The 22,018-nt window shown below is 29.8% G+C and carries 19 protein-coding genes, 2 pseudogenes and 1 riboswitch; of the genes and pseudogenes, 6 read left to right on the top strand and 15 right to left on the bottom strand.

The features are described from left to right. Positions 1-419: 419 nt before the first annotated feature. Positions 420-1,232, top strand: coding sequence for a sporulation transcription factor Spo0A (gene spo0A, locus COL3_RS09860; protein ID WP_008424360.1), 813 nt, complete (start codon positions 420-422; stop codon positions 1,230-1,232). Between the two features lie 103 nt (positions 1,233-1,335). Here spo0A and COL3_RS09855 read toward each other — a convergent pair whose 3' ends face one another. Continuing rightward, positions 1,336-1,674, bottom strand: a complete 339-nt coding sequence (locus COL3_RS09855) for a helix-turn-helix transcriptional regulator (RefSeq protein WP_035283497.1) — start codon at positions 1,672-1,674, stop codon at positions 1,336-1,338. A gap of 192 nt (positions 1,675-1,866) precedes the next feature. Between COL3_RS09855 and COL3_RS09850 the strand changes: the two genes are divergently transcribed. After that, positions 1,867-2,526 carry a GGDEF domain-containing protein gene (locus COL3_RS09850; protein WP_008424358.1) on the top strand — a complete coding sequence of 220 codons (660 nt, stop codon included), beginning with the start codon at positions 1,867-1,869 and terminating at the stop codon, positions 2,524-2,526. A gap of 260 nt (positions 2,527-2,786) precedes the next feature. Here the strand turns inward: COL3_RS09850 and COL3_RS09845 are convergent, their stop codons facing one another. The 6 genes and pseudogenes from COL3_RS09845 to COL3_RS09815 all read right to left on the bottom strand — a co-directional run bounded on the left by COL3_RS09845 (position 2,787) and on the right by COL3_RS09815 (position 8,667). Next, a complete protein-coding gene (locus COL3_RS09845; protein WP_207655445.1) occupies positions 2,787-3,329 on the bottom strand; it encodes an SMI1/KNR4 family protein in 543 nt (180 codons plus the stop codon). Positions 3,330-3,404: 75 nt separating this feature from the next. Beyond that, positions 3,405-3,878 carry a flavodoxin gene (locus tag COL3_RS09840; RefSeq protein WP_008424356.1) on the bottom strand — a complete coding sequence of 158 codons (474 nt, stop codon included), beginning with the start codon at positions 3,876-3,878 and terminating at the stop codon, positions 3,405-3,407. Between the two features lie 76 nt (positions 3,879-3,954). After that, positions 3,955-4,143 (bottom strand): annotated as a pseudogene (locus COL3_RS09835) (hypothetical protein); the annotation flags it as partial. Between the two features lie 528 nt (positions 4,144-4,671). Then, a complete protein-coding gene (locus tag COL3_RS09825; RefSeq protein WP_008424354.1) occupies positions 4,672-5,715 on the bottom strand; it encodes a galactose ABC transporter substrate-binding protein in 1,044 nt (347 codons plus the stop codon). Between the two features lie 291 nt (positions 5,716-6,006). Then, a complete protein-coding gene (locus COL3_RS09820; RefSeq protein WP_008424353.1) occupies positions 6,007-7,254 on the bottom strand; it encodes an ATP-binding protein in 1,248 nt (415 codons plus the stop codon). A 345-nt stretch (positions 7,255-7,599) separates the two neighbouring features. Next, entirely contained in the window at positions 7,600-8,667 is a 1,068-nt protein-coding gene (locus COL3_RS09815; protein ID WP_008424351.1) for a galactose ABC transporter substrate-binding protein, read from the bottom strand. Positions 8,668-8,836: 169 nt separating this feature from the next. On the opposite strand from COL3_RS09815, the gene COL3_RS09810 reads away from it, so the two are divergent. Both COL3_RS09810 and COL3_RS09805 read left to right on the top strand, forming a co-directional pair. Then, positions 8,837-9,154, top strand: a complete 318-nt coding sequence (locus COL3_RS09810; protein ID WP_008424349.1) for a hypothetical protein — start codon at positions 8,837-8,839, stop codon at positions 9,152-9,154. A gap of 99 nt (positions 9,155-9,253) precedes the next feature. Then, the gene (locus COL3_RS09805) at positions 9,254-9,571 is read left to right on the top strand and encodes a hypothetical protein (RefSeq protein ID WP_008424348.1); all 318 of its coding nucleotides are present in this window, start codon (positions 9,254-9,256) and stop codon (positions 9,569-9,571) included. A 550-nt stretch (positions 9,572-10,121) separates the two neighbouring features. Here COL3_RS09805 and COL3_RS09800 read toward each other — a convergent pair. The 4 genes from COL3_RS09800 to COL3_RS28670 all read right to left on the bottom strand — a co-directional run bounded on the left by COL3_RS09800 (position 10,122) and on the right by COL3_RS28670 (position 15,679). Continuing rightward, positions 10,122-10,574, bottom strand: coding sequence for a hypothetical protein (locus COL3_RS09800; RefSeq protein WP_008424346.1), 453 nt, complete (start codon positions 10,572-10,574; stop codon positions 10,122-10,124). 384 nt (positions 10,575-10,958) lie between these two features. Continuing rightward, positions 10,959-11,801, bottom strand: a complete 843-nt coding sequence (locus tag COL3_RS09795) for a tyrosine-type recombinase/integrase (RefSeq protein WP_008424345.1) — start codon at positions 11,799-11,801, stop codon at positions 10,959-10,961. Between the two features lie 293 nt (positions 11,802-12,094). Next, positions 12,095-12,580, bottom strand: coding sequence for a hypothetical protein (locus tag COL3_RS09790; RefSeq protein WP_008424344.1), 486 nt, complete (start codon positions 12,578-12,580; stop codon positions 12,095-12,097). Between the two features lie 27 nt (positions 12,581-12,607). Continuing rightward, on the bottom strand, positions 12,608-15,679 hold the full coding sequence (locus tag COL3_RS28670) for a hypothetical protein (protein WP_207655444.1): 3,072 nt from the start codon (positions 15,677-15,679) through the stop codon (positions 12,608-12,610). A 277-nt stretch (positions 15,680-15,956) separates the two neighbouring features. Further along, positions 15,957-16,039: riboswitch (cyclic di-GMP riboswitch) on the bottom strand. Between the two features lie 501 nt (positions 16,040-16,540). On the opposite strand from COL3_RS28670, the gene pgaC reads away from it, so the two are divergent. Beyond that, a complete protein-coding gene (pgaC, locus tag COL3_RS09780) occupies positions 16,541-17,764 on the top strand; it encodes a poly-beta-1,6-N-acetyl-D-glucosamine synthase (protein WP_008424342.1) in 1,224 nt (407 codons plus the stop codon). Between the two features lie 2 nt (positions 17,765-17,766). Then, entirely contained in the window at positions 17,767-18,195 is a 429-nt protein-coding gene (gene pgaD, locus COL3_RS09775; RefSeq protein WP_008424341.1) for a poly-beta-1,6-N-acetyl-D-glucosamine biosynthesis protein PgaD, read from the top strand. Positions 18,196-18,259: 64 nt separating this feature from the next. Here pgaD and COL3_RS29270 read toward each other — a convergent pair whose 3' ends face one another. The 4 genes and pseudogenes from COL3_RS29270 to COL3_RS09760 form a co-directional block, all read right to left on the bottom strand. Further along, a complete protein-coding gene (locus tag COL3_RS29270; RefSeq protein ID WP_008424340.1) occupies positions 18,260-18,487 on the bottom strand; it encodes a hypothetical protein in 228 nt (75 codons plus the stop codon). A gap of 9 nt (positions 18,488-18,496) precedes the next feature. Beyond that, positions 18,497-18,706, bottom strand: a complete 210-nt coding sequence (locus tag COL3_RS29265; protein ID WP_242982119.1) for a substrate-binding domain-containing protein — start codon at positions 18,704-18,706, stop codon at positions 18,497-18,499. Between the two features lie 144 nt (positions 18,707-18,850). Next, entirely contained in the window at positions 18,851-20,506 is a 1,656-nt protein-coding gene (hcp, locus tag COL3_RS09765; protein ID WP_207655443.1) for a hydroxylamine reductase, read from the bottom strand. Between the two features lie 550 nt (positions 20,507-21,056). Then, positions 21,057-21,893: pseudogene (locus COL3_RS09760) on the bottom strand (ABC transporter substrate-binding protein). Positions 21,894-22,018: the final 125 nt, after the last annotated feature.

The raw sequence follows: 22,018 nt of genomic DNA, 5'->3' as shown, positions 1-22,018 counted from the left end.
GTCAAATCCGACATGAAAATACAATAGATGTTGAAAAACCTCATGTTTCAAATGTAGGAGTGAGACTTTGTACTATTTAATTTATACTACTAACTAATGGTATGCCTGATTTTAAGCTATGCAAATGAACTTTGTGTAATCTCTCACATTGGAAAATGATAGACTCTAGCAATGTTTAGTTTAGAGCGTCACCACTTAGAATTTGACAAGGTAAACCGTATCACAAATGACGTAGACTTTTTTCAGTAGTAAGTGATAAAATGAGTCATAAGAGTATATTAACAGAAGTTTCATCTAATTATACTCTGTTTAATAAAATGCAAATGATTTTTATAAAAGCAGGAACTTTAATTGTTTTGTAGAATAATTTACAATATTATCGAATGTTTAGGCTGCTATAGTGTAAGAGGTGTATTTAGATGGAGCAAACAAAAATCAATACAATTATAGTTGATGATAATAAGGAATTTTGTAACATTCTTTATGACTATTTACTTAACCAAAGGGATATATCTGTTGTAGGAATCGCTAGTAATGGAATAGAATGTCTAAAATTAATCAGAGATAAGAAGCCAAATTTAGTGATTTTGGACATAATCATGCCACAGTTAGATGGGTTAGGGGTTCTTGAAAGTCTTAATACTATGAGCATTGATTTCATGCCCAAAATAATAGTTCTTTCTGCTGTAGGTCAGGATAAGATTACTCAAAGAGCTATTTCTCTTGGTGCAGATTATTATGTGGTAAAACCTTTTGACATGGACGTGTTTGTATCAAGAATAAGGCAGTTGTTCAATAGCAACACTTATATTGATGAAATTAAAACTACTGACATAGACAAGAAAGATATTGATTGCAATTTAGATAAGGAAGAATTAGTAGATATAGACGAGCAAATTACAAATATTATGCATGAAGTGGGTATTCCAGCTCATATAAAAGGATACGTATATCTAAGAGAAGCCATAAATATGATTGTTAATAACGTAACTCTATTATCTTCAGTTACGAAAGAATTATATCCTTCTATAGCTACAAAACATAATACCACAGCGCCTAGGGTAGAGCGAGCTATTAGACATGCTATTGAAGTTGCATGTACTAGAGGGCAAACTGAAACAATGAATAATATATTAGGATATCCTTTAAATGATGATAAACGAAAGCCAACGAATAGTGAGTTTATTGCAGTAGTAGCTGATTTATTAAGACTTAAGAACAAAATATCCTAAATTATCCCAATAGATGTATTAAAATCAACAATACTTTTAGTGTTAAGGAACTACAAGATTAAAAGTAGTTTCTTATTTTTATTAAGCTCTTTTGAATATATATTTACTTGTCGTTTTTTAAGTGAGGTAACATTGCTTTTATAACATCAGTAATAAGTGAGATTTCATGTTGTGAGCATTTATTTATCAGCATGTGCAATTTATTTGTATCTGTTTTATCTGGTGAAATATCTTTTCCTCTAATTAAGAAATCAAGTGATATGTGAAGGCAGTCAGATATTTTTACTAGGGTATCAAGGCTCATTTTCTTTTCACCACGTTCAATTTGCCCAACGAAATTGGTTGATAACTCAAGGATTTCTGCAAATTTTTCACGGTTCAAGTTTAATTTTGCTCGTTCATTACGTATTCTTTGTCCAATTTGCTTATAATTCATACTCATTCCCCCTGAAATATACTTTACAGGCAATACTCACAATTAAAAAACAAACTATCAGGGTTAATTCAATATTTACAATTGGCGTCATTTTGGTATGGAATATAGCTAAATCAGTGGATTTGAAGAATGATTTTAGTTGAAATTATAGAAAACTTTGGTGGAATAAATGGATAGACCTTATGGAGGGATTGAGAAATGAAAAAATATTTCTACAAGTTTACTCCTGCTATTTTATCTGCAGCAGGGTTTGTTTTTAGTTTAATTATCTTCTTAATGGACAAATATTCGCCATATAAAGGAGATTTTTCAATATGGATGGCTATTATACTTATTCTAACCCTTTCAGGTGTGCTATTAGGTAAACTGATTAAACAGTTGTACCAGAACTCATATAAAGACCCACTAACTGGATTACAAAATAGACGATACTTTTATGATATGCTTGTCTATGAAATGAATAAATTGAGTCGAGACAATTCCACAGTATCCCTTGCTATTATTGACGTGGATAATTTTAAAAGTATTAACGATACATTCGGTCATACTAAAGGCGATAAAGTATTAAAAGAGCTTTCTCATATCTTTGTAGACAGTGTAAGGACATATGATACCGTTGCACGTTGGGGCGGTGAAGAGTTTGCAATTATTTTCCCCCAAACAGATAGCAACGGAGCTTTAGTATTAGCTGAAAGAATTCGGAATATTGTTGAAGAGCATACTTTCTGTAGTAACGTTACCATCTGTATTGGAATTACTTCAACAGAAAATAAAATGGATATCGAAAAGTTTGTTTCATTAGCAGACAAAGCATTATATGAGGCTAAAGAAAAAAAGAATAGTGTTGTATGTTTGTGATATATATCTATTGTAAACATCAAAAACTAATTTCTATTTTAGCTCAGGCAAATCAGAATCAACAAAGTGTTTTACAACTTTAAAAATAGGTCATATTTTAGAACAGTGTTGAAAATATATGATTTTTAAGAGAAGTCATTTTGGCTTCCCTTAATTAGCTTTTAAGAATAATGCAACATACTTTAAGCTAAAAATTATGTTCGTTTAGTCATCATCTTGATAAATTAGAATTTATCAATTGAATAGTTCTCTAATAAGATTTACTCCATATTTAAATCTTCCTCATTTACAAGTCCTAAAACAAATTCTTCAAAACAATCTGCTAATTTAGTTATTTTATAATCAAACTCTTGGTCTATATGTACCACACTAGGTTCTCCATCTTTTCCACATTCTCTATAATCCAAAAATACCATGTCATGTCCAGCCGATGGGCAATCACAAATAGCAACACCAATGTCAGGATACCCCCATCCGTCCTCAATCCAAAAACGACTTCCAAACTCTCCCCCTAATGAATTGGGCTTATCAAAACCTATACCATATATTCCTTCTATTGCAATATGATCTTCTGCCCAACTTGTAGATGTACTTGTTTTGAAGCAACATTTATTAACAAGACCGCCATTATGTAATTTCATTAATTCTACATATGCTTTTGGCAACCTGTAGTGTATTTCTTCTTCCACTTTTACTATTAGTTCATCTATAGGAAACTCAGATATATATTCTTTCTTTGAATAGTCACTATCATTCCAAAATTCATTCAAAAACTTATCATTAAAATTCATCTCTGTCTCCATATCCAATATAAAACCTCCAAAATCCAGTTATTTTAAATTACTATTTATAATACTTAACTTCAAATTAGAATTTTATTATAATTCATATCCAATTGTTTCAAGCCAATTTGTGACCTCTTCTGATGCAATAGTACCGTTTAAAGCAATACCAGGTAAAATTATGGATTTTGGACACTCTTTGGCTATATCATTTTCAATTTGGCCAAAGCCACCGCCTCCATGAGTGCAAAAAGGAATTACTGTTTTGCCCTCAAAATTATGCTGTTTAAGAAAACTCATAACTGGTGGGGCTAATGTTTTAAACCAGTTAGGTGTACCTATAAATATTGTTTGATAATCATATATTGACTCATTTCCAGATATTAGTTTAGGGCAATATCCTCTAGAAATTTCATTTCTTACTTCTTTAGCAGCCGTATTATAGTCAAAAGAGTAATTCTTATCAAGAATTAATTCTCTCATAGTACCACCAGTCTGCCTTGCTATTTCTGATGCTAAATTCTTTGTGTGTTGGAAAAGTGAATAATAAACTATAAGTGTATTGTTCATATGTATTATCTCCTTTCGTAAAATTAGAATTTGTCAAGCTTCACGTTATACTCATAATCTCACCGAAAAACTGGAATTAACCCCTTTTACTAATTTCATCTGTTATTAATGATTTTGAAATATGCATCGCTTTTATTATGTTCTTAAAGCGGGTGTGGTGAGATGTACCCTCCGCAAATTTTAGTTGTGCTTTTTCACATTTGCTGATAATTGAAGATACAGGGCGTAGTGCTTCTATCAATTCTTCTCTTGTATATTTGTCCATAGCATTTCACCTCAAATTTCGATTTATCGGTTAGTTTATAAATAATTCATATGTCATATTATATCACTACTTTCTAAAATGGATAATTTCATTTTGAATTATTCTACAATTGTAACATAGCTGGGTGCCGTCAATGTACTTGCTTTTCTGCCTGTCCTTTTTAGTACTGAGTGTTATTGAAGAGAAAAGAAATCGCATCACCAAAAATAATTTCCTTCTTACTTAATTTATATTGTTATGAAATACTATTTTATTAATAAAGCTATAATAATATAATTGATACTACTATAGCTTTATATTATAACTTTAAAATTAGTTTATTTATTTAATTTTAAGTATTGCTCTTCTGTTATTTCAGTAAAAAAGTTAAGTACAGAAGCTTTACAATGAGCAATTGGCTGTGTTCTTTCCTCTTTTTCTTTTATTTTTATAAAATACTCTACAGGATCACCATTTATAGCTTTACTCCAATAAATTCTATTTCCACTTAGTATAATCTCTGCATTATAAGTTATAAAATACTAACTATTATTTACTTATATATTCCTGATATGGTATACGAATTGCAACCCCTGTATCATCAGCTTTATATTGTGTACCGTCAAGAGGACTTTTCCCTTCAACAAAATTCATTCCAATAATGTAAATAGCTTCAGCCATTTTATAAGGATCTTGAAGCACCGAACCTGTCATAAAACCTTTTTTAATTAGCTCTTGTGCTTTTGGTAATGCATCAACCCCAACTATGGGTATTGTTTTTGTTTTACTTCCATTGTTATATCCATATTCTTGTAAAGCTTCTATAGCACCTATTGCCATAGAATCATTATTTGAAATTATTACTTCAATCTTATTTCCTAATTGTAAAAAGAGTGATTTTACAATGTCTTTAGCGTTTTCTTCTTTCCAATTTCCAACTTTAAGCGCAAGTTCTTGTGTTTTTATTCCTGCATTATTAATTGTGTCAACAGAATATCTTGTTCTATCAATCGCCTCTATATTATCTTGTTCTCCCATCAACATAATATATTGCATTATATTATCTCCATTTTCGTCTATAGCTTCCTTATCTTTATTCCAAATATCAACAAGAATTTTTCCTTGCAATTCACCAGCCTCTTTTGAATCTGTTCCTACAAAATAAGCTTTGTTATAAGACTTAACAGCATCTATATCCACAGGCTCTCTATTAAACAAAACTACTGGAATATTTTTATCTTTAATTTTATTAATAACTTCCTTTGTACTTTTTGTATCTACTAAATTTAGTAATATAAAATCAACATTTTCATTTTTAAGTAATTTATCGATACTTGCATTCTGTATGGATTGTTGATTTTTTCCATCATAAAAAGTAAATTGAACTTTGTTTTCATTTTTCTTTTGAATATCCTCTAGGCTTTGACGAACCAACGAAATGTAATCATCATCAAATCTGTATAATAATACAGCTACTTTTACTGGATTTTCTTTTGTAGTTATTACTTGAGTACATATTCTTTTATTACTATTTACAAAAATTATAATGACTATAATTTCTGCAACTATTAATATTTTTCTAAATAACCTCATTCTAAATCAGTCCTTCATTATTATAAGAATTAATAATATTATTTTCTTATAAATAGATTTATTTATTCTTGTAATATTGTACTATAATTTCAAATTATAGAATATTATCATGTATTTTCTCTTGATACACTTTTAATACGCTTTCAATGATAGCAAAAGACAGTGAATCATTTAAAATATAATTCACTGTCTCTTTCGATTGATTTTATAACTATATATATCTTTTAATAATTCTATATAATCAATCTTCAATGTTTCTATTAATAAATATAAGCACAAGAATGAGATAACTCAAACAAATTTATATTGTTGTATTGATGAATTTTCAAACTCTTGTGTGATTGGTAATTTTATAAAGAATGTAGTTCCTCGATCTAATTCTGTTTCAAACCATATCTTACCTTTATGAATATTAGTAATTGTATGATATGCCATAAATAATCCAAGTCCTGTCCCACCGTTTCTTCTAAAAGAAAAAGGCTCAAATAAGGTCTCGTTTAATTCTTCTGGTATACCACCTGCAGTATCCCTAATTAAAATTAATATAAAATTTTTATCTAGTTTTGTTCTAACTTCAATCATCCCACCGTTATCCATTACTTGCACTGCGTTATTTATAAGATTCTGAATTGCCCTCTTTAAGAGCCTTTCAGACATATTTACATACTCATCTGCATCATTAATTAACGATAATTTAATATTTTTAGAATCGCAAATAGGCTCAAATGAGTATAAAACGTCTTCTATTATAGGAATTACCTTTTGATATATAAGTTCTTCCGGCTTAAAGATACTTAAAAGTTCCATAACCATATAATTCATTTCATCAACTTGTTTGATTATTCTAGTAAAATAATTATTAATTTTAGATTTATCAGAAGTTAAATTTCCTAATTGGCCCAATCCTCTAATTACAGATAAAGGATTTTTCAGATCATGGACTGCTGTTGCAATTAATTCACTTGTTACTGATAAATTTATTTCAGATGAAATATTTGTAGGGTTATTATCATTATTAATAGATTTAACTGCGAACTCAATAGAATTTGCACAAGCTATAAGTATATGTACTCTTTCAGGATGATCATACTGAACAGGCACAGTTATATTAATCACTCCTATAATATTTCCATTCCTCTTTATAGGTACACCTATACAGGCACATCCTCTAAAAGCCATTACATAGTGTTCTACTCCATAAACCAGAACTGGTTGACCTATTACTAATGCTGTCCCAATACCGTTGTTTCCTATATTTTCTTCAGCCCAACTTGCTCCAAGACAACGTCCAGCTTCTCTTCCGCCTAATTCTTCTGGCGTCCCTCTAAAATCAATAATCCACCCTTCGTTATCTGATAAAGCAACCATATGTGGTGTATCGGTTAGATTCATGGATAAAAAGTCCATATAGAACTTTGAAATTTTAATTAACTGCGAATTTTCTTGCAACTTTTGTTCAAGTTCTTCATCAGAAAGAAATTTAGATATTATTTTGTCCGACTCTAATCCTAATTTTTTGCACCTTTCCCATGATTCCAATGTAACTTGTCTTCCTGAAGAATTTTCATTTATAATTGATATAAATTTTTCCCATTCCTTTAATCTATCATTTGCCTTAATAACCGCCCCATCTGTATCTCACCTCTTTTTTGTAATATATGTTAAATTCGACATTTAGATTAAAAATCCTCTATTTCAATAAAATGGTTTAAAATTTAGTTTATTATGTCTGCATCCTATGAATACTAACTTTATAATAAACATATGATTTATAGACACTAATTTGTTCCACCGCTATTGACTATCTTTGAAAGTAATTTATGTTTGTCTTTGGATTTTTCTATCTTCCTTTTTAAACTTAATCTACAAACAGTAGAATTATTCTTAACTCATATATTCTTTAAAAGGCAATTCAATAATTCTTCCACTTTCATCGCATTTATATTCTTTTGTACAATCAAAACGCGTGTTACTAACTAAGTGCGTTCCAACTTCATAAAGTGCTTCTGCCATAACATCAGGATCTTGCAGCACGGTACCTGACATATATCCTTTTTTTATGAAATCTAGTGATTCTGGTAGTGCATCAATTCCAACAACAGGTATAGTTTTTGTATTATCGCCTTTATTATATCCATGTTTTTGTAGTGCTTTTACGGCACCTATAGCCATAGCATTATTATTAGCAATTACTACCTCAATTTTATTACTATATTGTGTTAATAAGCCTTCCGTTGCCTCCCTAGCCAAATCTTCATTCCAATTGCACACCGCTGATGCAAGTTGCTCTACTTTTATTCCCGCATCTTTAATTGTCTCAATAGAATATTTAGTTCTATCAGTTGTTTCATTATTGTTGACTCCACCTTGTAATATCATATACTGCATAATGTCATCCTTATCTGTATCTATAGTTTTTTTATTTTTATTCCATAGATTAACTATCATTTTCCCTTGTAATCTTCCTGCCTGCTCTGAATCTGGCACTACATAATAAGCTTTATCATATGATTTAACAATATTTTCATCTACTTTAACTGTTCGTTTACTAGCAAAAATTACTGGAATATTTTTTTCTTTAATTAGATTAATAATTTCTTTTGGATCATTTACCAAATCCACTAAGCTTAATATGAGCAGGTCAACATCTCCACTTACCAGCAATGTATTAATAGTTTGATTTTGTATAGCCCGATCATTTTTACTATCATAAAAATTAAATTTAACTTTTCCTTCATTTTTCTTCTCAATATTTTCTAAACTTTGTTTTAATAAAATAACATAAGGATCATCAAAACTATAAAATATTACTCCCACTCTAATTGGATTTCCCTGATTATTAGAATTCAACTTTGATCTAATATAGATATTATTTGGAATAGCACCTATTAATGTTTCTGCTGCTATAACTATAATTACAATAAATATTATCATTCTTTTTATTATTTTCATCCGCAATCCTCCTGTAGTATCGTCTAAATTATAATCTAAGGATAGATTGTCTCTTAAAAATATAATTATTCTATGAATAAAAGGTTAGAATTGTGTAAGTTAATATAAAACATCTTGGGAATAACATAATATTTTTTGTATAAACTAAAATCGAAAGGTGGTTAATCTAATGAAAAAATTCTTTTTTATGTTTTTATTATGCTTATATTTGTCATTTAATTTGCTTTCAATACCTTCGATGGCTCAGCAAAAGACTATTAAGGAGGGAGTATATAGATCAGAAGACTTAAATTTATCTGAAAATATGACACATACTATTAAAAATCCTTCTAATAATGAGTATGCTTTTATAATGGCTTTTGATTCAAACCAAATTACACAACAATATATGCAATTGATTCCTAATTCGGAAGCATATATTTTAACCCCCCTTGAACCGGGATATCAACTATTAGTGGTTACTAATGATGAAATTATTATAGATTAATCTTAAATACAACATATTTTATAATTTGTTTTCATTACGATACTCATATATATACACATTTTACTTATCGAACTTTAAATAGAAAGGTGGCACATACTCTTGAAAAGAGCTATAATTATATTTTTACTTTTACTTTGTTTTTCTTTTAAAATTCTTTTAATACCAGCTATAGCTATTTCGCAGCCTCTTACAAAAGGCTTTTACAAGGTAGAGAATTTAAAACTTTCACCAGGTATATCTTATACTGTACAAAATCCTTCTTTTAGCGAACGGATTTATGTAATCATTTTTGATTCTCATGCAACACCACTTCAAGGAATACGTGTAAAACCACAATCTAAAAAATTTAATTTGATTCCTCTTCAACCTGGATATAAATTTGTATTAATAGGAGATGGAGAAGTTATTATATCCTAGTGCTATCTTATAATGAATTTTTAATACTATATATTAATAGGAGTTAGGTCGTTAAATATAAAATTATCTTTTTTCAGTTAAATATGGTCATTTTTAACAAAACAGTAATTTCCACCTTGCTACTACTTTATTTATTAGAATAAATTAATAGATTTTTGGATGATCTGTACATGTAAAGGAAGTGATACTATGCTATATTTTATTAGTGGATTTTTGCTCTCCATAGGATTATGTATTCTAATAATCGCCATACGCGGTACTTATTTATTGTATGAGATCACAAAGTATATGAAAGCTCGAGGGCTTACAGAAGTAAGTTTAGAGGAGTTTTACGATTATCTAAATTCAAAGTAATATCTTTTAGCGTCCAAATATCGCTTTTTCATGCCTATTAGACGTCCTCCATTATGCATAATTTCAGTAGTAACATAGTAATTCTCTTCATAATTTGACACATCATCTTCACCCCTTTCAATTTCTTTACATGAAAAGAGCCAATGCTTCTTCATTAGAAACATTGACTCTTATCATTGTTATAGTTAACCACAAGTTATTTTAAGATCTCTAGTTCTCTTTTAAAATCTTCATACATTTCAAATGCCTCTGCTAATATTTCTTTAAGCTCTTCGTAGCTATGAAACTCTGGCTTCATTAACTGTTCATCATCACCTTCTAAAGCTTTTTTCATTGCAGACCACACATCACCTTCGTAGAACTTATTATCTTTAAATAAGTACCAACCAATTTCTACATAACTATATTTCACAGATATATGGCATTGAACCCTATATTGCGTTAGTTTTTCAGTAACTTTAAAAAAGTTCTCTTTCTTATTAAACTTAGCATCGTATCCTAATTCACTAAATATCTTGATAACTTCTTCAGTATCATAGTTTTCAGGTGCATCTTTACTATCAATAGAATGTTTTCCAGCAAGTTTTTTAGCTCTCTCTGAAAAATTTATTTTTAATAATACTTCCATAACTTCTGATTTAAACTCCATTTTTATTCCTCCATAAAACGTATTTCAATATTATACTTATTTTTAGCTAAATCTATATAATCTTGTAAATTACTTAAATTTTGATTTGATGCTATTATTTCTAGCATTTTCTTATATTGTAATTATTATCCATAAATTCTAGGAAATCCTTTATCAGATGCTTATACTTGAGGAACTGCTAGATAAATTTTAATCACATATCGATTTCTATTAAACCAGTCGTTTTAGCCTTTATTTATTATTTTTTAAATTCAACACCACTCTTATTCACAGTCTTTTGAAACCCCGTTTTCTGATGTGTTATCATCACTTTTTAATATAGTTCCTTTGAACGATGTATCTATAGAATGTGTTAACTACTCAAAAAATAATGAACCAACTTACTTAATTGATGTAAAACCTTGCAGTGGTATCAATACTGCTGTGTCCTGCTAGTTTACTTACAGTTGTTAGTGCTACTCCTTTGCTTACAAGCTTTGTACAGAACGTATGTCTGAAGGTATGTGGCTTTAGCCTCGCATCTATGCCAATCTTTAAGGTTAGCTTCTCAAGCATTGTATTGATTGCATCCCTTTGAAGAACACCCCTTTGACCTACAATTAGATATTCAGAATCTGCAAATGGATTTGTACTTCGTTCAACTAAGTATTCTTTGATTGCATCTACAACCTCTGATTTCATCGGAACTTCTCTTACTTTACCTCCTTTTCCAAAGACCTTTAGTTGTGCTGTTAGAAAATCTATGTTCTTAGTATTGATGTCACAAAGTTCACTTACCCTTAACCCTGTGTAGACAAGCAGGAGAATTATCATCCTATTCCTTTTGCTGACCTTCTCATCGTTTTGGATGTAGAGTAAGATTCGTTCTACCTGCTTATCTGTAAGTACCTCTACCTGCCTTTCAGAACCATATGCCAGCTTTACTCTATCCTTAGTAATATCTACAACAATATCTTTTGAACAGCCATTGTCCACCAAGTACCTATTGAAAGAATGAATACTGTTGACCTTTTTATTGATGGTTGATAGTTCGTACTGATTCTCAATTAGGTAGTTCCTGTAGCTGGTGATGTAGAATCTTTTCATTTCTCCGTTAAAATCAACTCCTTTACCTTCAAGGAATGATACAAAAGCAGATGCATCTCCCACATAGCTTTCTATTGTTTTAGGACTCTTACCGTCCTCCTCTAGATGTATCTTGAATCTTTGTACCAGTTCATTTATCATGCTTATTTACTCCTTTCATTGTTTTTGGCATAGAAAAAAGACTAATGCCTTTTTATCAACATTAGCCTTCATCATTACTATAATATATACTTTATTTTTACTTTTGTTACTGCTTACTGCATAATGATAATTATGCAGTCTATTTTTATTAGCTTAACTTTCTATAACCCTTACAGTACCAAACCTAGTACTACTAACACTCTTGAATTCAAGATTTTTTAGTCAGTTCCACATTATTATGTAGTTAATTTTCAACAAAGATTGGTTCCATAGATTACTTCTTTCTCATTTTTTCATACGCTTTCCAAATGTCCTTCTTTATACTCTAATCCAGCGTTATTGACTAAGAGTATCTGCTCATCGCTCATTTTCCTGACATCCACAGTTATCATTCTATTCTTCCGCATGATTAAAGGTGTTTCTCCGTTTGATTCTAAAACACAATCACTATCGCAGTTTTTCATTATCTTCCCCACAAAAGTTAGTAATTCTTCAAACCAGCCACTTGTTGCAGTATTTGCATCAAACCAAAATTGATACTGGAAGTTCATTCCATAATCCTCACTCCTAAACTTAACTGGCTGACCTCCATTTTTAACACGAAGCGAAAAATGCTCACACCAAATATTCAATAGAATGTCTGTGTTTTCAGATATCTGAGTTTTGCCATTGGCAATGCTTGATGACGCCTTAGGTGTAGTATCAATAATTAATTGCTTTAGTTCCTCAAAATTTTTCCTATTCTCTGAAGCTAAATAAAACACATGAAATACACTCATTATATATCAACCTCCTATTTTCTTTGGTTATCTAATAAACAATGTGACTATCTTACCATCCTTAATAACTATTAATTCATCTAAAGATTCTATTGGCCAATCATAAAACTGTTTCACCAAACCATCCATTGAACCAGTATAATCATTTAAATTTAAAACTATTCGTCTTCCTTGTGAAAGAGTTTTTTCTTGAACCGTAGACCATATATTTCTAACATTACTTGTACTCGGCGAATAACAATCAAATACATTATTCATTATCTTATAATCTGGGTTTGCAGTTGGAATTAAGCCTTCACCATTTCCATCTACTTTATATGGCAACATTTCAATATCATATCCTTCTTTCGCTAATAAATCAGCAGCTTCATTTTGTCTAGTAATTGACCTAATAGTATCTGCATCACCAGTAGCAGACTCATAAACTCCTCTTGGTACACCGTCCTCTGGTAACGTAGGTTTTGTAAACTTGCTTCCCTTACCGATAGCTTCAGAGATATTACTACTTATTCTAGAAAGCTCTGTTTCACTAGTTATACCTATTGACTTAGCTTTAGTCATTATAGTTTCAACAGCTTCAGCCGCCCCCTTAGCAACTATCACTTCTCCACCAGCTTTTATTGTAATTATGTCACCAGCCATACTTAATGATAATATCTTATCTACTTCGCTTTTCATCTCAAATACAAACAATTCATTCAACTCTTCTATTGTCATTTGAGAAACATCAACGCCTTCTGATGACATTTTAAGTAATACACTCTGGAAACTTAGAATAGAATTTACATTATATCCTTGATCATTTCCGTACCTTAACTGTGGATTTGAATTATACCACTTATTCAAAGTTTCATCAACATTATCAATGCCCGTATTCGCAACTTTGATATTAACAGATATTTTACTAGCCATAAAAAGATTACCAGCATTATCATATAAATCATAGTTAGTGAAATAAATTCCTTGGTTATTATCATCTAAATTAATCTGTTGACATAAGCTATCTGATCTTGATGGGGGGCGTATCTGTTTGGTTTCTGTATCATACTCAAAACAATATGCCGGAGTGACTGTAGTAAAGCTATTGTTCTCAATATAAGAGTCCTCTTTATATGGACTAGTTGTAAATATATATTTTAGCACCTTAGCATTATCCTTACTTATTCCCACCACATAATATATAAATGAATTTTTTATTTGTTGGTAAGTTTCATCATTTGCAATAGCATCTGGAATTACTCCATTTTTGAAATCTACATCTGTAATTGTTCCCTCTGTTGATGTAGGAATAACCTTATCATCGCTTGCCCATAATCCATTCGGGTCTTTCATGGTTATATATTCCCAGCCTGAAGCTGCGACTGCTGGCCATACGTGAAATGAATATATCCCTGCAGAATCATTATCTCCTAAATTAGAATAAACTGTTCCTCCATTTTGATCAACACTTTGCATGTCTAACATAGAATTTATATACTCATCTGCATTTTGTCCTTCTCGTTGAAGAAAATTTATTGCGCCCCAAGTACCTTCAGCCCATACAACATTAGGTGAATCTGCATAGCTTCCAGTTTGTAAATAAGGTTCAAACCCTGAAAGTTCCTTACCTAAGGAATAGGTCATATTATATGTACTATCGTCTGAACTTTTTGATATTGTTTTACCATCTACTTTAAAAGCATTAATAACATTTTTGCAATAACTACTAAGATCAAGTCTTCCTATAGAGTTTAGAAAAATGCCTCCCCAAGAATTTACATCAAGAGTAGTTTCTTCATCATTAATACCTTGATTAAACTGCATTTTCTCATTATTCCAATGGTTTTTTAACAGAGATTGCTTAATTTCTTGAGCAGCTTTAATATATCTACTATTATTTGTCAAAGCACCTAAATCTCTAAAAAAGAAATAACTATCAATATTATGTTCAGTAGAGTACCAACTAACATCTGGACCGCCTTTAATACTTCCTGTATTTGGATCTTTTAATGATAATAAATAATCAGCCATACTTTCTGCAAATTGAATGTATGAATTATCGCCAAACTTTTTGGCATAATATACTGCAGAATAACCAACCCAAGCCATAGAACCACTTCTAATAACTTGTTGCATTGATCCACTATATACGTCATAACTAAATTCTAATGAACCATTTGAATTTTGTAACTCTTTCAAGCTATTTAAAATTTTTTCAGCCCGGTCTTGCTCTCCAGCAATAGAAAATGATATTACTGCCAAAGCATCATCATATATCCAACTCCTGCTTGAAACATACTTTTTGGCTGGATCATCACTAGGAACATAATACGATCTCACAAGATTGTACTTTGGAATTTCTGTTGAAGCTAAAATTTTGTGATCAGAATTTCTAACCAACCTTGCAATTTTAACGCCCGGATGTATTGAATTAAGATAACTTAATATATTTCCATCACCATCATACTGAGGCTTACTACGAGTTGAAAATGTACCATCTGCATATAAATATGCATTACATTGATAATACGGAACATCTGTTGCGCTATAAATTTCAACTCCATACCCGGATAATTGAGGTATCTTAGTGTTATTAGAAGCATCAGCTTCTATTGTATCATCTTTCGAAACAAGGTATGCTTTTAATGTACCGTGAATAGTACGATTGCCTGTCCTCCAAGTCCCATCACTATCTAAATTAACTGTTGCAATTAAATATTCAATATCCGTTTCATCATAAATTCTAACTTTATAATCGTCATAATTGCTTATTCCAGATGCTCGTCCGCTTATAGTACCTTGATATCCTGCGTCATATGAGCCATCTAACATAAGAACAGGACTAGGAAAAGTTGATGAAATATCTATCTTTGATAAATCTACTTTTCCTGAGACCTCTCCTGCATAACCATTATCATATGATTCATCAAATTCTATACTGGTTTGATATACAGGTGTATCCTGTTGTTTACATAGAAAGTCTAGTGCTTTATCTACTGCATCAGATGTTGATACAGTTCCACTTACTTCATCTGCTTTTACAGTTTTAGAAGGTACTAATGAAAATATCATTAAAATTACCAAAAAATGTACAATTGATTTATTTATGTAGTTCTTCAAATTTAATAACATCCTTTCTTCTTTTGCTAACAAACGTAAGATGAAAATATTCATCTATCAACTCAAATTCTAATTTCACTTAAATTTTTTCATTTTCATATCCTCCTATATTAACTTTTACATTTCAAAACACGTGGTCTAAGCATTTTAGTTACCATATGTTTTTCAACCTAATCTTGTAACATAATTAACATATTGAACTATAACAAATAATTTCTGAAATTTTTATTATTTATACCAACAAAGCTATTTTTTTAATATAAAAAACCGACCTCTATTAAATAAAGGTCGGTTGCACTACTAACTCATCATATACAAAGTGCCCAAATAAATATATGAATCACAGTTTCCTATAAATAGTTATTCTTTTTTAACTTGACTTTTGCATAAACAATAAATTACTATGTACACTTAATATTTTTATTGTATTGCCTGAATAATTGTCATTTCATAATTCTATATCGCTGTATTATCATATATTTTTAAATACATTTATACTTTTATATTCAAATATAAACTTTTAATTTTTATTAAATAATAAGCATACTCTGGAGCATTATGAATTCTACCCCATATATTGTCGTATTACCTCGAATTAACTTTAACTTTAAAACATATTTTTATATAAAAAAATATAAAATTTTAATTAAATTTACATAATAGTGATTCGTAACTGAATTAATTCCATTAATTTCTTACTCCCTTACTTACAAAGAACTTTTTATTGGACATACTGTAAATATTGTAACATAGCATTATTTTACATAAATCACCACATTATAGTTTGAATATTTCCTTTTAGATTCCACATAATAGTTATTGAATATCAGAATATTCTATATTAATTTCAAAGGAGTTCTTATGAGTAAATTAATAGCATATGCTTCATCATTTGTATTTTGGTATCCACTTATAATGAGTACAGTTTGGATAATTGGCGGTGTTTTATTTTATTATAGAAGAGAGAAAAAGCCTGGATTACCTCTAAATGAGAGTCCAATGGTATCAATTTTAGTACCATGTCATAATGAAGAAAATACTATAGAAAATACAATTAAACGTCTTAATGATCTAAACTATCCTAACTATGAAATTATAGCTATTAATGACGGCAGTAAAGATAAAACTGAAGAAATATTAAACAACCTATCAGAAGAATATGAAAAATTAAGAGTTATTCAACTTAAAACTAATGCAGGTAAGGCAAATGCGCTATATCTAGGCTTAGTTGCATCAAAGGGAGAGTTTTTGGCTGGAATAGATGCAGATGCGTATCTTGATAGTGATGCTTTAAATTACATGATACCTCATTTTATTACTCCAAACTACGGAGAAAGAGTTGGTGCTGTAACTGGAAATCCTAGAGTTCGCAATCGTAGTTCTTTATTAGCTAAAATACAACTATGTGAATCATCAAGTATTATCAGCTTAATTAAAAGAACACAAAGATTACTTGGTAAAGTAATGACTGTTTCAGGTGTTGTTGTAGTGTTTAGAAAAAGAGCATTAATAGATTGTGGATTATGGGACAGAGACTTAATTACCGAAGATATAGGAGTAACGTGGAAACTTCAAAAGCGTTTTTGGGATATCAGATATGAACCCAAAGCACTTTGTTGGATGTTAGTTCCTGAAACAGTGGTTGGATTATGGAAGCAAAGAGTAAGATGGGCTCAAGGCGGTCTTGAAGTCATAATGCGTCACTGGAACATATTTTTAAGCTGGAAATATAGACGTTTGATGCCTGTATACATAGAACAAATATTTAGCATATTTTGGTCAATAACATGGTTTATATTGTTTATAACAATGATTATACAAATCACTATTGGAATGCAGACATTTTCCTCTATATTTTGGCAAGGTCAATATCTATCTTTTATCTGCTTAATTCAATTCATTATTGCAATGGCATTAGATAAACAATATGATGAAGACTTATTAAAATATTATTTATGGGCAATTTGGTATCCAACTTTTTTTTGGTACTTTAGTGCTTTGGTTATATTAAGAGCTATCCCTAAAGCATTATTTAGAAACAGAAAAAAATTTGCAACATGGGATAGTCCAGATAGGGGGCTTTAAACATGAATATTATTGATGGATTGCAAAAGAAAGGCATTAGAATATTAGAAATATTAATAACTACAGTCGGATGGCTTATTATGCTGTATTATATAATTCAGACTTTATCATCTATGATATTTTTATCATTATTATATATAGTGTTTTGGTCATTTAATTTACCTAATTTTTATAATAAGTTATTTACTTTAAGTGACGTAAGTATAACAATGTATACTTTTATGATCACGATTGTTATTGCAAGTAGTAGTTTTATATTAATATATTTTTGGGGAAAATATAACTATAAAAGATACGCACATTTAAGAAGACGTAAATTTCCTAAAGCTGTAACAGAAGAAGAAATTGAACGTTATTTTAACTTACCATCTTCCACTATAGAAAAGATGCAAAATGATAAGATTATTATTTTAGATAAGACTATAGTGTAAAATATTATAATAAAAAACCTACATGTGTTCTTACTTTAAATTACATGTAGGTTGTTATATATTATTAACCAATATATTCCTTATAAGGTAATCTAACCGCTACTCCTGTTTCATCAAAATTATATAGTATACCATCAAGAGGTTTTCTTTCATAAACTAAGTTCATCCCCATATCATAAATTACTCCTGCCATGATGTGAGGATCTTGAATAACAGTACCTGTCATAATCTCTTCATCAACTAATTTTCGAGCTTCTGGTATAGCATCAACACCAACAACTGGAATAGTCATTGCTTTATCTCATTTGTTATATCTGTATTTCTGTAATGATGAAATGGCACCTATTGCCATTTCATCATTATTAGAAATTACCACTTCAATTCTGTTACCATTAGTAGCAAATAATGAATCCATAGCATTTCTAGCCATCTTCCTATTCCAATCACATACTCCAAGAGCAATTTCTTGTGTTTTAATTCCTCCTGAGTTAATTGTTGAAACTGAATACAAAGACTTTCATTACTGCAAAATACAGTTCTTATAAAACAACTAACTGAATATGCTTTAGATCGCAATTTAAAAAGAATTTAATTGATAATATACTTTTCATCAATTAAATCCTTTTAAATATATTTTTTATATTTTAATCTATACTTATACTCCTTGTTGTAAGCAAGTCTTTAAATCATCATCCGGTTCACTTATAGGTCTTATGTTAAATGTATCCACTAAATATTGTAATACATTAGGACTTATAAATGCCGGAAGTGATGGTCCAAGGAAGATTCCTTTTACACCTAATGAAAGTAATGCTAAAAGGTCAGCAACTGCTTTTTGTTCATACCATGAAAGAACCATAGATAATGGTAATCCATTGACATCTGTATTAAAAGCATCTGCAAGTGCTGTTGCAATTCTAACAGCTGAATATGCATCATTACATTGACCTACATCTAATAATCTTGGAAGTCCAGCAACTTCTCCGAAGTCTAATTTATTAAATCTATATTTTCCACATGCTAGTGTAAGGATAATACAATCTTTTGGGACCTTTTGAGCAAATTCAGTATAATAACTTCTTCCTGGTCTTGCCCCATCACAACCACCTATTAAGAAGAAATGTCTAATCTTTCCTTCCTTAACTGCATTTACTATAGTTTCAGCATTGGATAATGTTGCATTATGACCAAAGCCCACTAGTATTTCTTTTTCTTCTTCATCTTCTTTAAAGCCGCCTAATTCTAATGCTTTATTTATTATTTCACTAAAATCCTTAGTTCCATCTTCTAAAACATCGATATGCTTTACCCCATCCCAACCTACAACACTTGTTGAAAATATTCTATCCTTATAGGTTTCTCTTGGTCTCATTAAACAGTTAGTAGTCATTAAAATACATCCTGAAATTCCATCGAATTCTTTTTGTTGGTTTTGCCATGCAGAACCAAAGTTACCTACTAAATGTTTATGTTTTTTTAATTCTGGATATCCATGGGATGGTAACATTTCACCATGAGTATAAATATTAATTCCTTTACCTTCTGTCTGCTCTAAAAGCATTTCTAAATCTCTCAAGTCATGACCAGATACTATAATAAATGGGCCTTTTTTAATATTAACATTTACCTTATGAGGTGAAGGATTTTTGTATCTACTAGTATTAGCTTCATCTAAAAGCTGCATTACTTGTACACTCATATCTCCTACTCTCATAGTCATACGTATCATATCTTCCAAGCTTAAATTATCATTTGTAGTAGCTTCTAATCCTAGGAAATAAATATTATCTACTTGGTCATTATTGTAACTAATAAACCTTGCTTGATGTCCATAAGCACTTACACCTTTTAATCCGTATAGTATAGTTGATCTTAAGGAACGAATATCTGCATCTAGATTCTGATCATACATTATCCCTGCTTTTACTGAATCCTTTAACATCTCTTCCTTTGAATCACTTAAATTATATGTGGCTGCATCTGGATATTGTCCTTCTGGTGCTTGATCTCTTAAAGATTCTTTTATCTTTTGCGATTCCTTCAACAATCTTACATGAACTTCAGCATCAAAGTTTACATTTGTTAATGTTGTAAATAAACCATTCTCTACAAATTTAACTATTTCTTTATCTATAGTTTTACCTTGTTCAATTAAAGGCTTTGCATAACAAGAGATTCCTTTTAATTGATATATTAATAAGTCTTGTAAATTTGCGATTTCTGGTGTTTTTCCGCATACACCACTCTTTGTGCATCCTTTTCCCCCTGCTGTTTGCTCACACTGATAACAAAACATAGGATTTTCCTCCATAAATATCACTCCTTAGAATATTAGTCTATTTTATTATCTTCATAAAATTAGATAATATTCTTTTTCAAATTATTATATATAATTACACTACCTATCCTTACATTAAAGTAACATAATTTCATAAATAAAAAAGGCAAATATATATTGAAATATTCTTAAAAAAGTACCCACAAATTCATTGCAGATACTCTTTGTTATAATTAAATTTACTTTCTTGTATATAATTTATTATTGCTTTTGCATGTATTTTTAGAAAAGATGCCCTACACTAAAAGCAAAGTTCAATATGTGAGAGTCTTGAATAACAGTCCTTGTCATAATCTCTTCGTCAACATTAAAAAGTCAGAAATATTTATATTTTTCAAATACTTGCATAGTTAATGAAAATACGATTTCTACTACAAAATACAAGTATTATCAAAATAGATAAATATACTTTGATAATAATACAAAAAAATCTAATTGATAAATTGAACTGCTTTTTATATTTTCTATAAAACATAATATTTAGGATACTATATATTTTTTAATAGATATTTATATCATCAATCTATGGCATATTGCTTTTGTCTAATCCATTTTGTCGAAGAATAGCATATAGTGTACCGTCTGCTTTCATCTCATTAATTTTTTCATTTAATGCATTCAATAAAGAAATGTCATTTTTTTCAACTGCTATTCCTATATTTCCATGAATTTCAGGTGTATAATCTTTTAGGGTTCTTAAAGAAAAATTTTTATGATTTAATAAATAATTTACCTCAGTAGAATCAACTATACCTGCATCAATTTTCCCACTATTTATAGAATTCAATAATTAAGATATATCTTTAAATGTTACTACATCCTTTATTAAGTTATTTTTCTTCCACTTTTGTGCTAGGTTCTCAAATACTGTTCCTTTTTCTACTCCGATTACTGTATCTTTTAAATCTATCACAAAATTAACTTTTGAAAATTGGGGAACAACAACAGTTTCTGATTCTTTATACAATGGTTGAGTAAATGCTACTAGCTTTTCACGTTCAGGAGTTATATATATTCCACCAGCTGCCATATCTATACTATCATCAGTTATTAATTTTTCTAATAAATTTGAAAATAGCGTTTCCTTCGTTTCAATTTTATTAATTCCAATCCTCTTTGCTATTTCATTAATGATATCAGCATCAATTCCACTTATCTTATTTGTTTTAGGATCTACATAAAAAAATGGGATATCATATAATGGTGAAGCAACAGTTAGTACTCCTTTTTCTTTTATTTCTTGCAATCTATCTTTATCAATCGGATTTTCAACTGTTCTAGTCTTCATAATATCTGAAACACATACAATTATTCCAATAATACTTATGGCAACAATTAAATTAAACAACACTTTTTTCATGAAAAATTTTTCCTTTCAAACATAACTACTCTTATTGTTATTATCTTTAATGTTATTTAATTTATTCATGCAGAATAAAGCAGTAGTTGGATTGTAAAGTACAACTTTTTCTTAAAATAGCAAAT

The sequence above is a fragment of the Clostridium sp. LS genome, assembly GCF_002760435.1.
Taxonomy (GTDB): Bacteria; Bacillota; Clostridia; order Clostridiales; family Clostridiaceae; genus Clostridium.
Note: the sequence above shows the minus strand (reverse complement) of the source record. Positions and strands in the feature narration are given on the sequence as shown.

Excerpts from the sequence above, each read along its gene's own strand:
- COL3_RS09825 (WP_008424354.1), bottom strand. The coding sequence starts at position 5,715 with ATGAGGTTATTTAGAAAAATATTAATAGTTGCAGAAATTATAGTCATT.
- COL3_RS09850 (WP_008424358.1), top strand. The coding sequence starts at position 1,867 with ATGAAAAAATATTTCTACAAGTTTACTCCTGCTATTTTATCTGCAGCA.
- COL3_RS09790 (WP_008424344.1), bottom strand. The coding sequence starts at position 12,580 with ATGAGTGTATTTCATGTGTTTTATTTAGCTTCAGAGAATAGGAAAAAT.
- COL3_RS09845 (WP_207655445.1), bottom strand. The coding sequence starts at position 3,329 with ATGGAGACAGAGATGAATTTTAATGATAAGTTTTTGAATGAATTTTGG.
- spo0A (WP_008424360.1), top strand. The coding sequence starts at position 420 with ATGGAGCAAACAAAAATCAATACAATTATAGTTGATGATAATAAGGAA.
- COL3_RS09855 (WP_035283497.1), bottom strand. The coding sequence starts at position 1,674 with ATGAGTATGAATTATAAGCAAATTGGACAAAGAATACGTAATGAACGA.
- pgaD (WP_008424341.1), top strand. The coding sequence starts at position 17,767 with ATGAATATTATTGATGGATTGCAAAAGAAAGGCATTAGAATATTAGAA.
- hcp (WP_207655443.1), bottom strand. The coding sequence starts at position 20,506 with ATGGAGGAAAATCCTATGTTTTGTTATCAGTGTGAGCAAACAGCAGGG.
- pgaC (WP_008424342.1), top strand. The coding sequence starts at position 16,541 with ATGAGTAAATTAATAGCATATGCTTCATCATTTGTATTTTGGTATCCA.
- COL3_RS09795 (WP_008424345.1), bottom strand. The coding sequence starts at position 11,801 with ATGATAAATGAACTGGTACAAAGATTCAAGATACATCTAGAGGAGGAC.
- COL3_RS09840 (WP_008424356.1), bottom strand. The coding sequence starts at position 3,878 with ATGAACAATACACTTATAGTTTATTATTCACTTTTCCAACACACAAAG.
- COL3_RS09810 (WP_008424349.1), top strand. The coding sequence starts at position 8,837 with ATGAAAAAATTCTTTTTTATGTTTTTATTATGCTTATATTTGTCATTT.
- COL3_RS09815 (WP_008424351.1), bottom strand. The coding sequence starts at position 8,667 with ATGAAAATAATAAAAAGAATGATAATATTTATTGTAATTATAGTTATA.
- COL3_RS09800 (WP_008424346.1), bottom strand. The coding sequence starts at position 10,574 with ATGGAGTTTAAATCAGAAGTTATGGAAGTATTATTAAAAATAAATTTT.
- COL3_RS29270 (WP_008424340.1), bottom strand. The coding sequence starts at position 18,487 with ATGACTATTCCAGTTGTTGGTGTTGATGCTATACCAGAAGCTCGAAAA.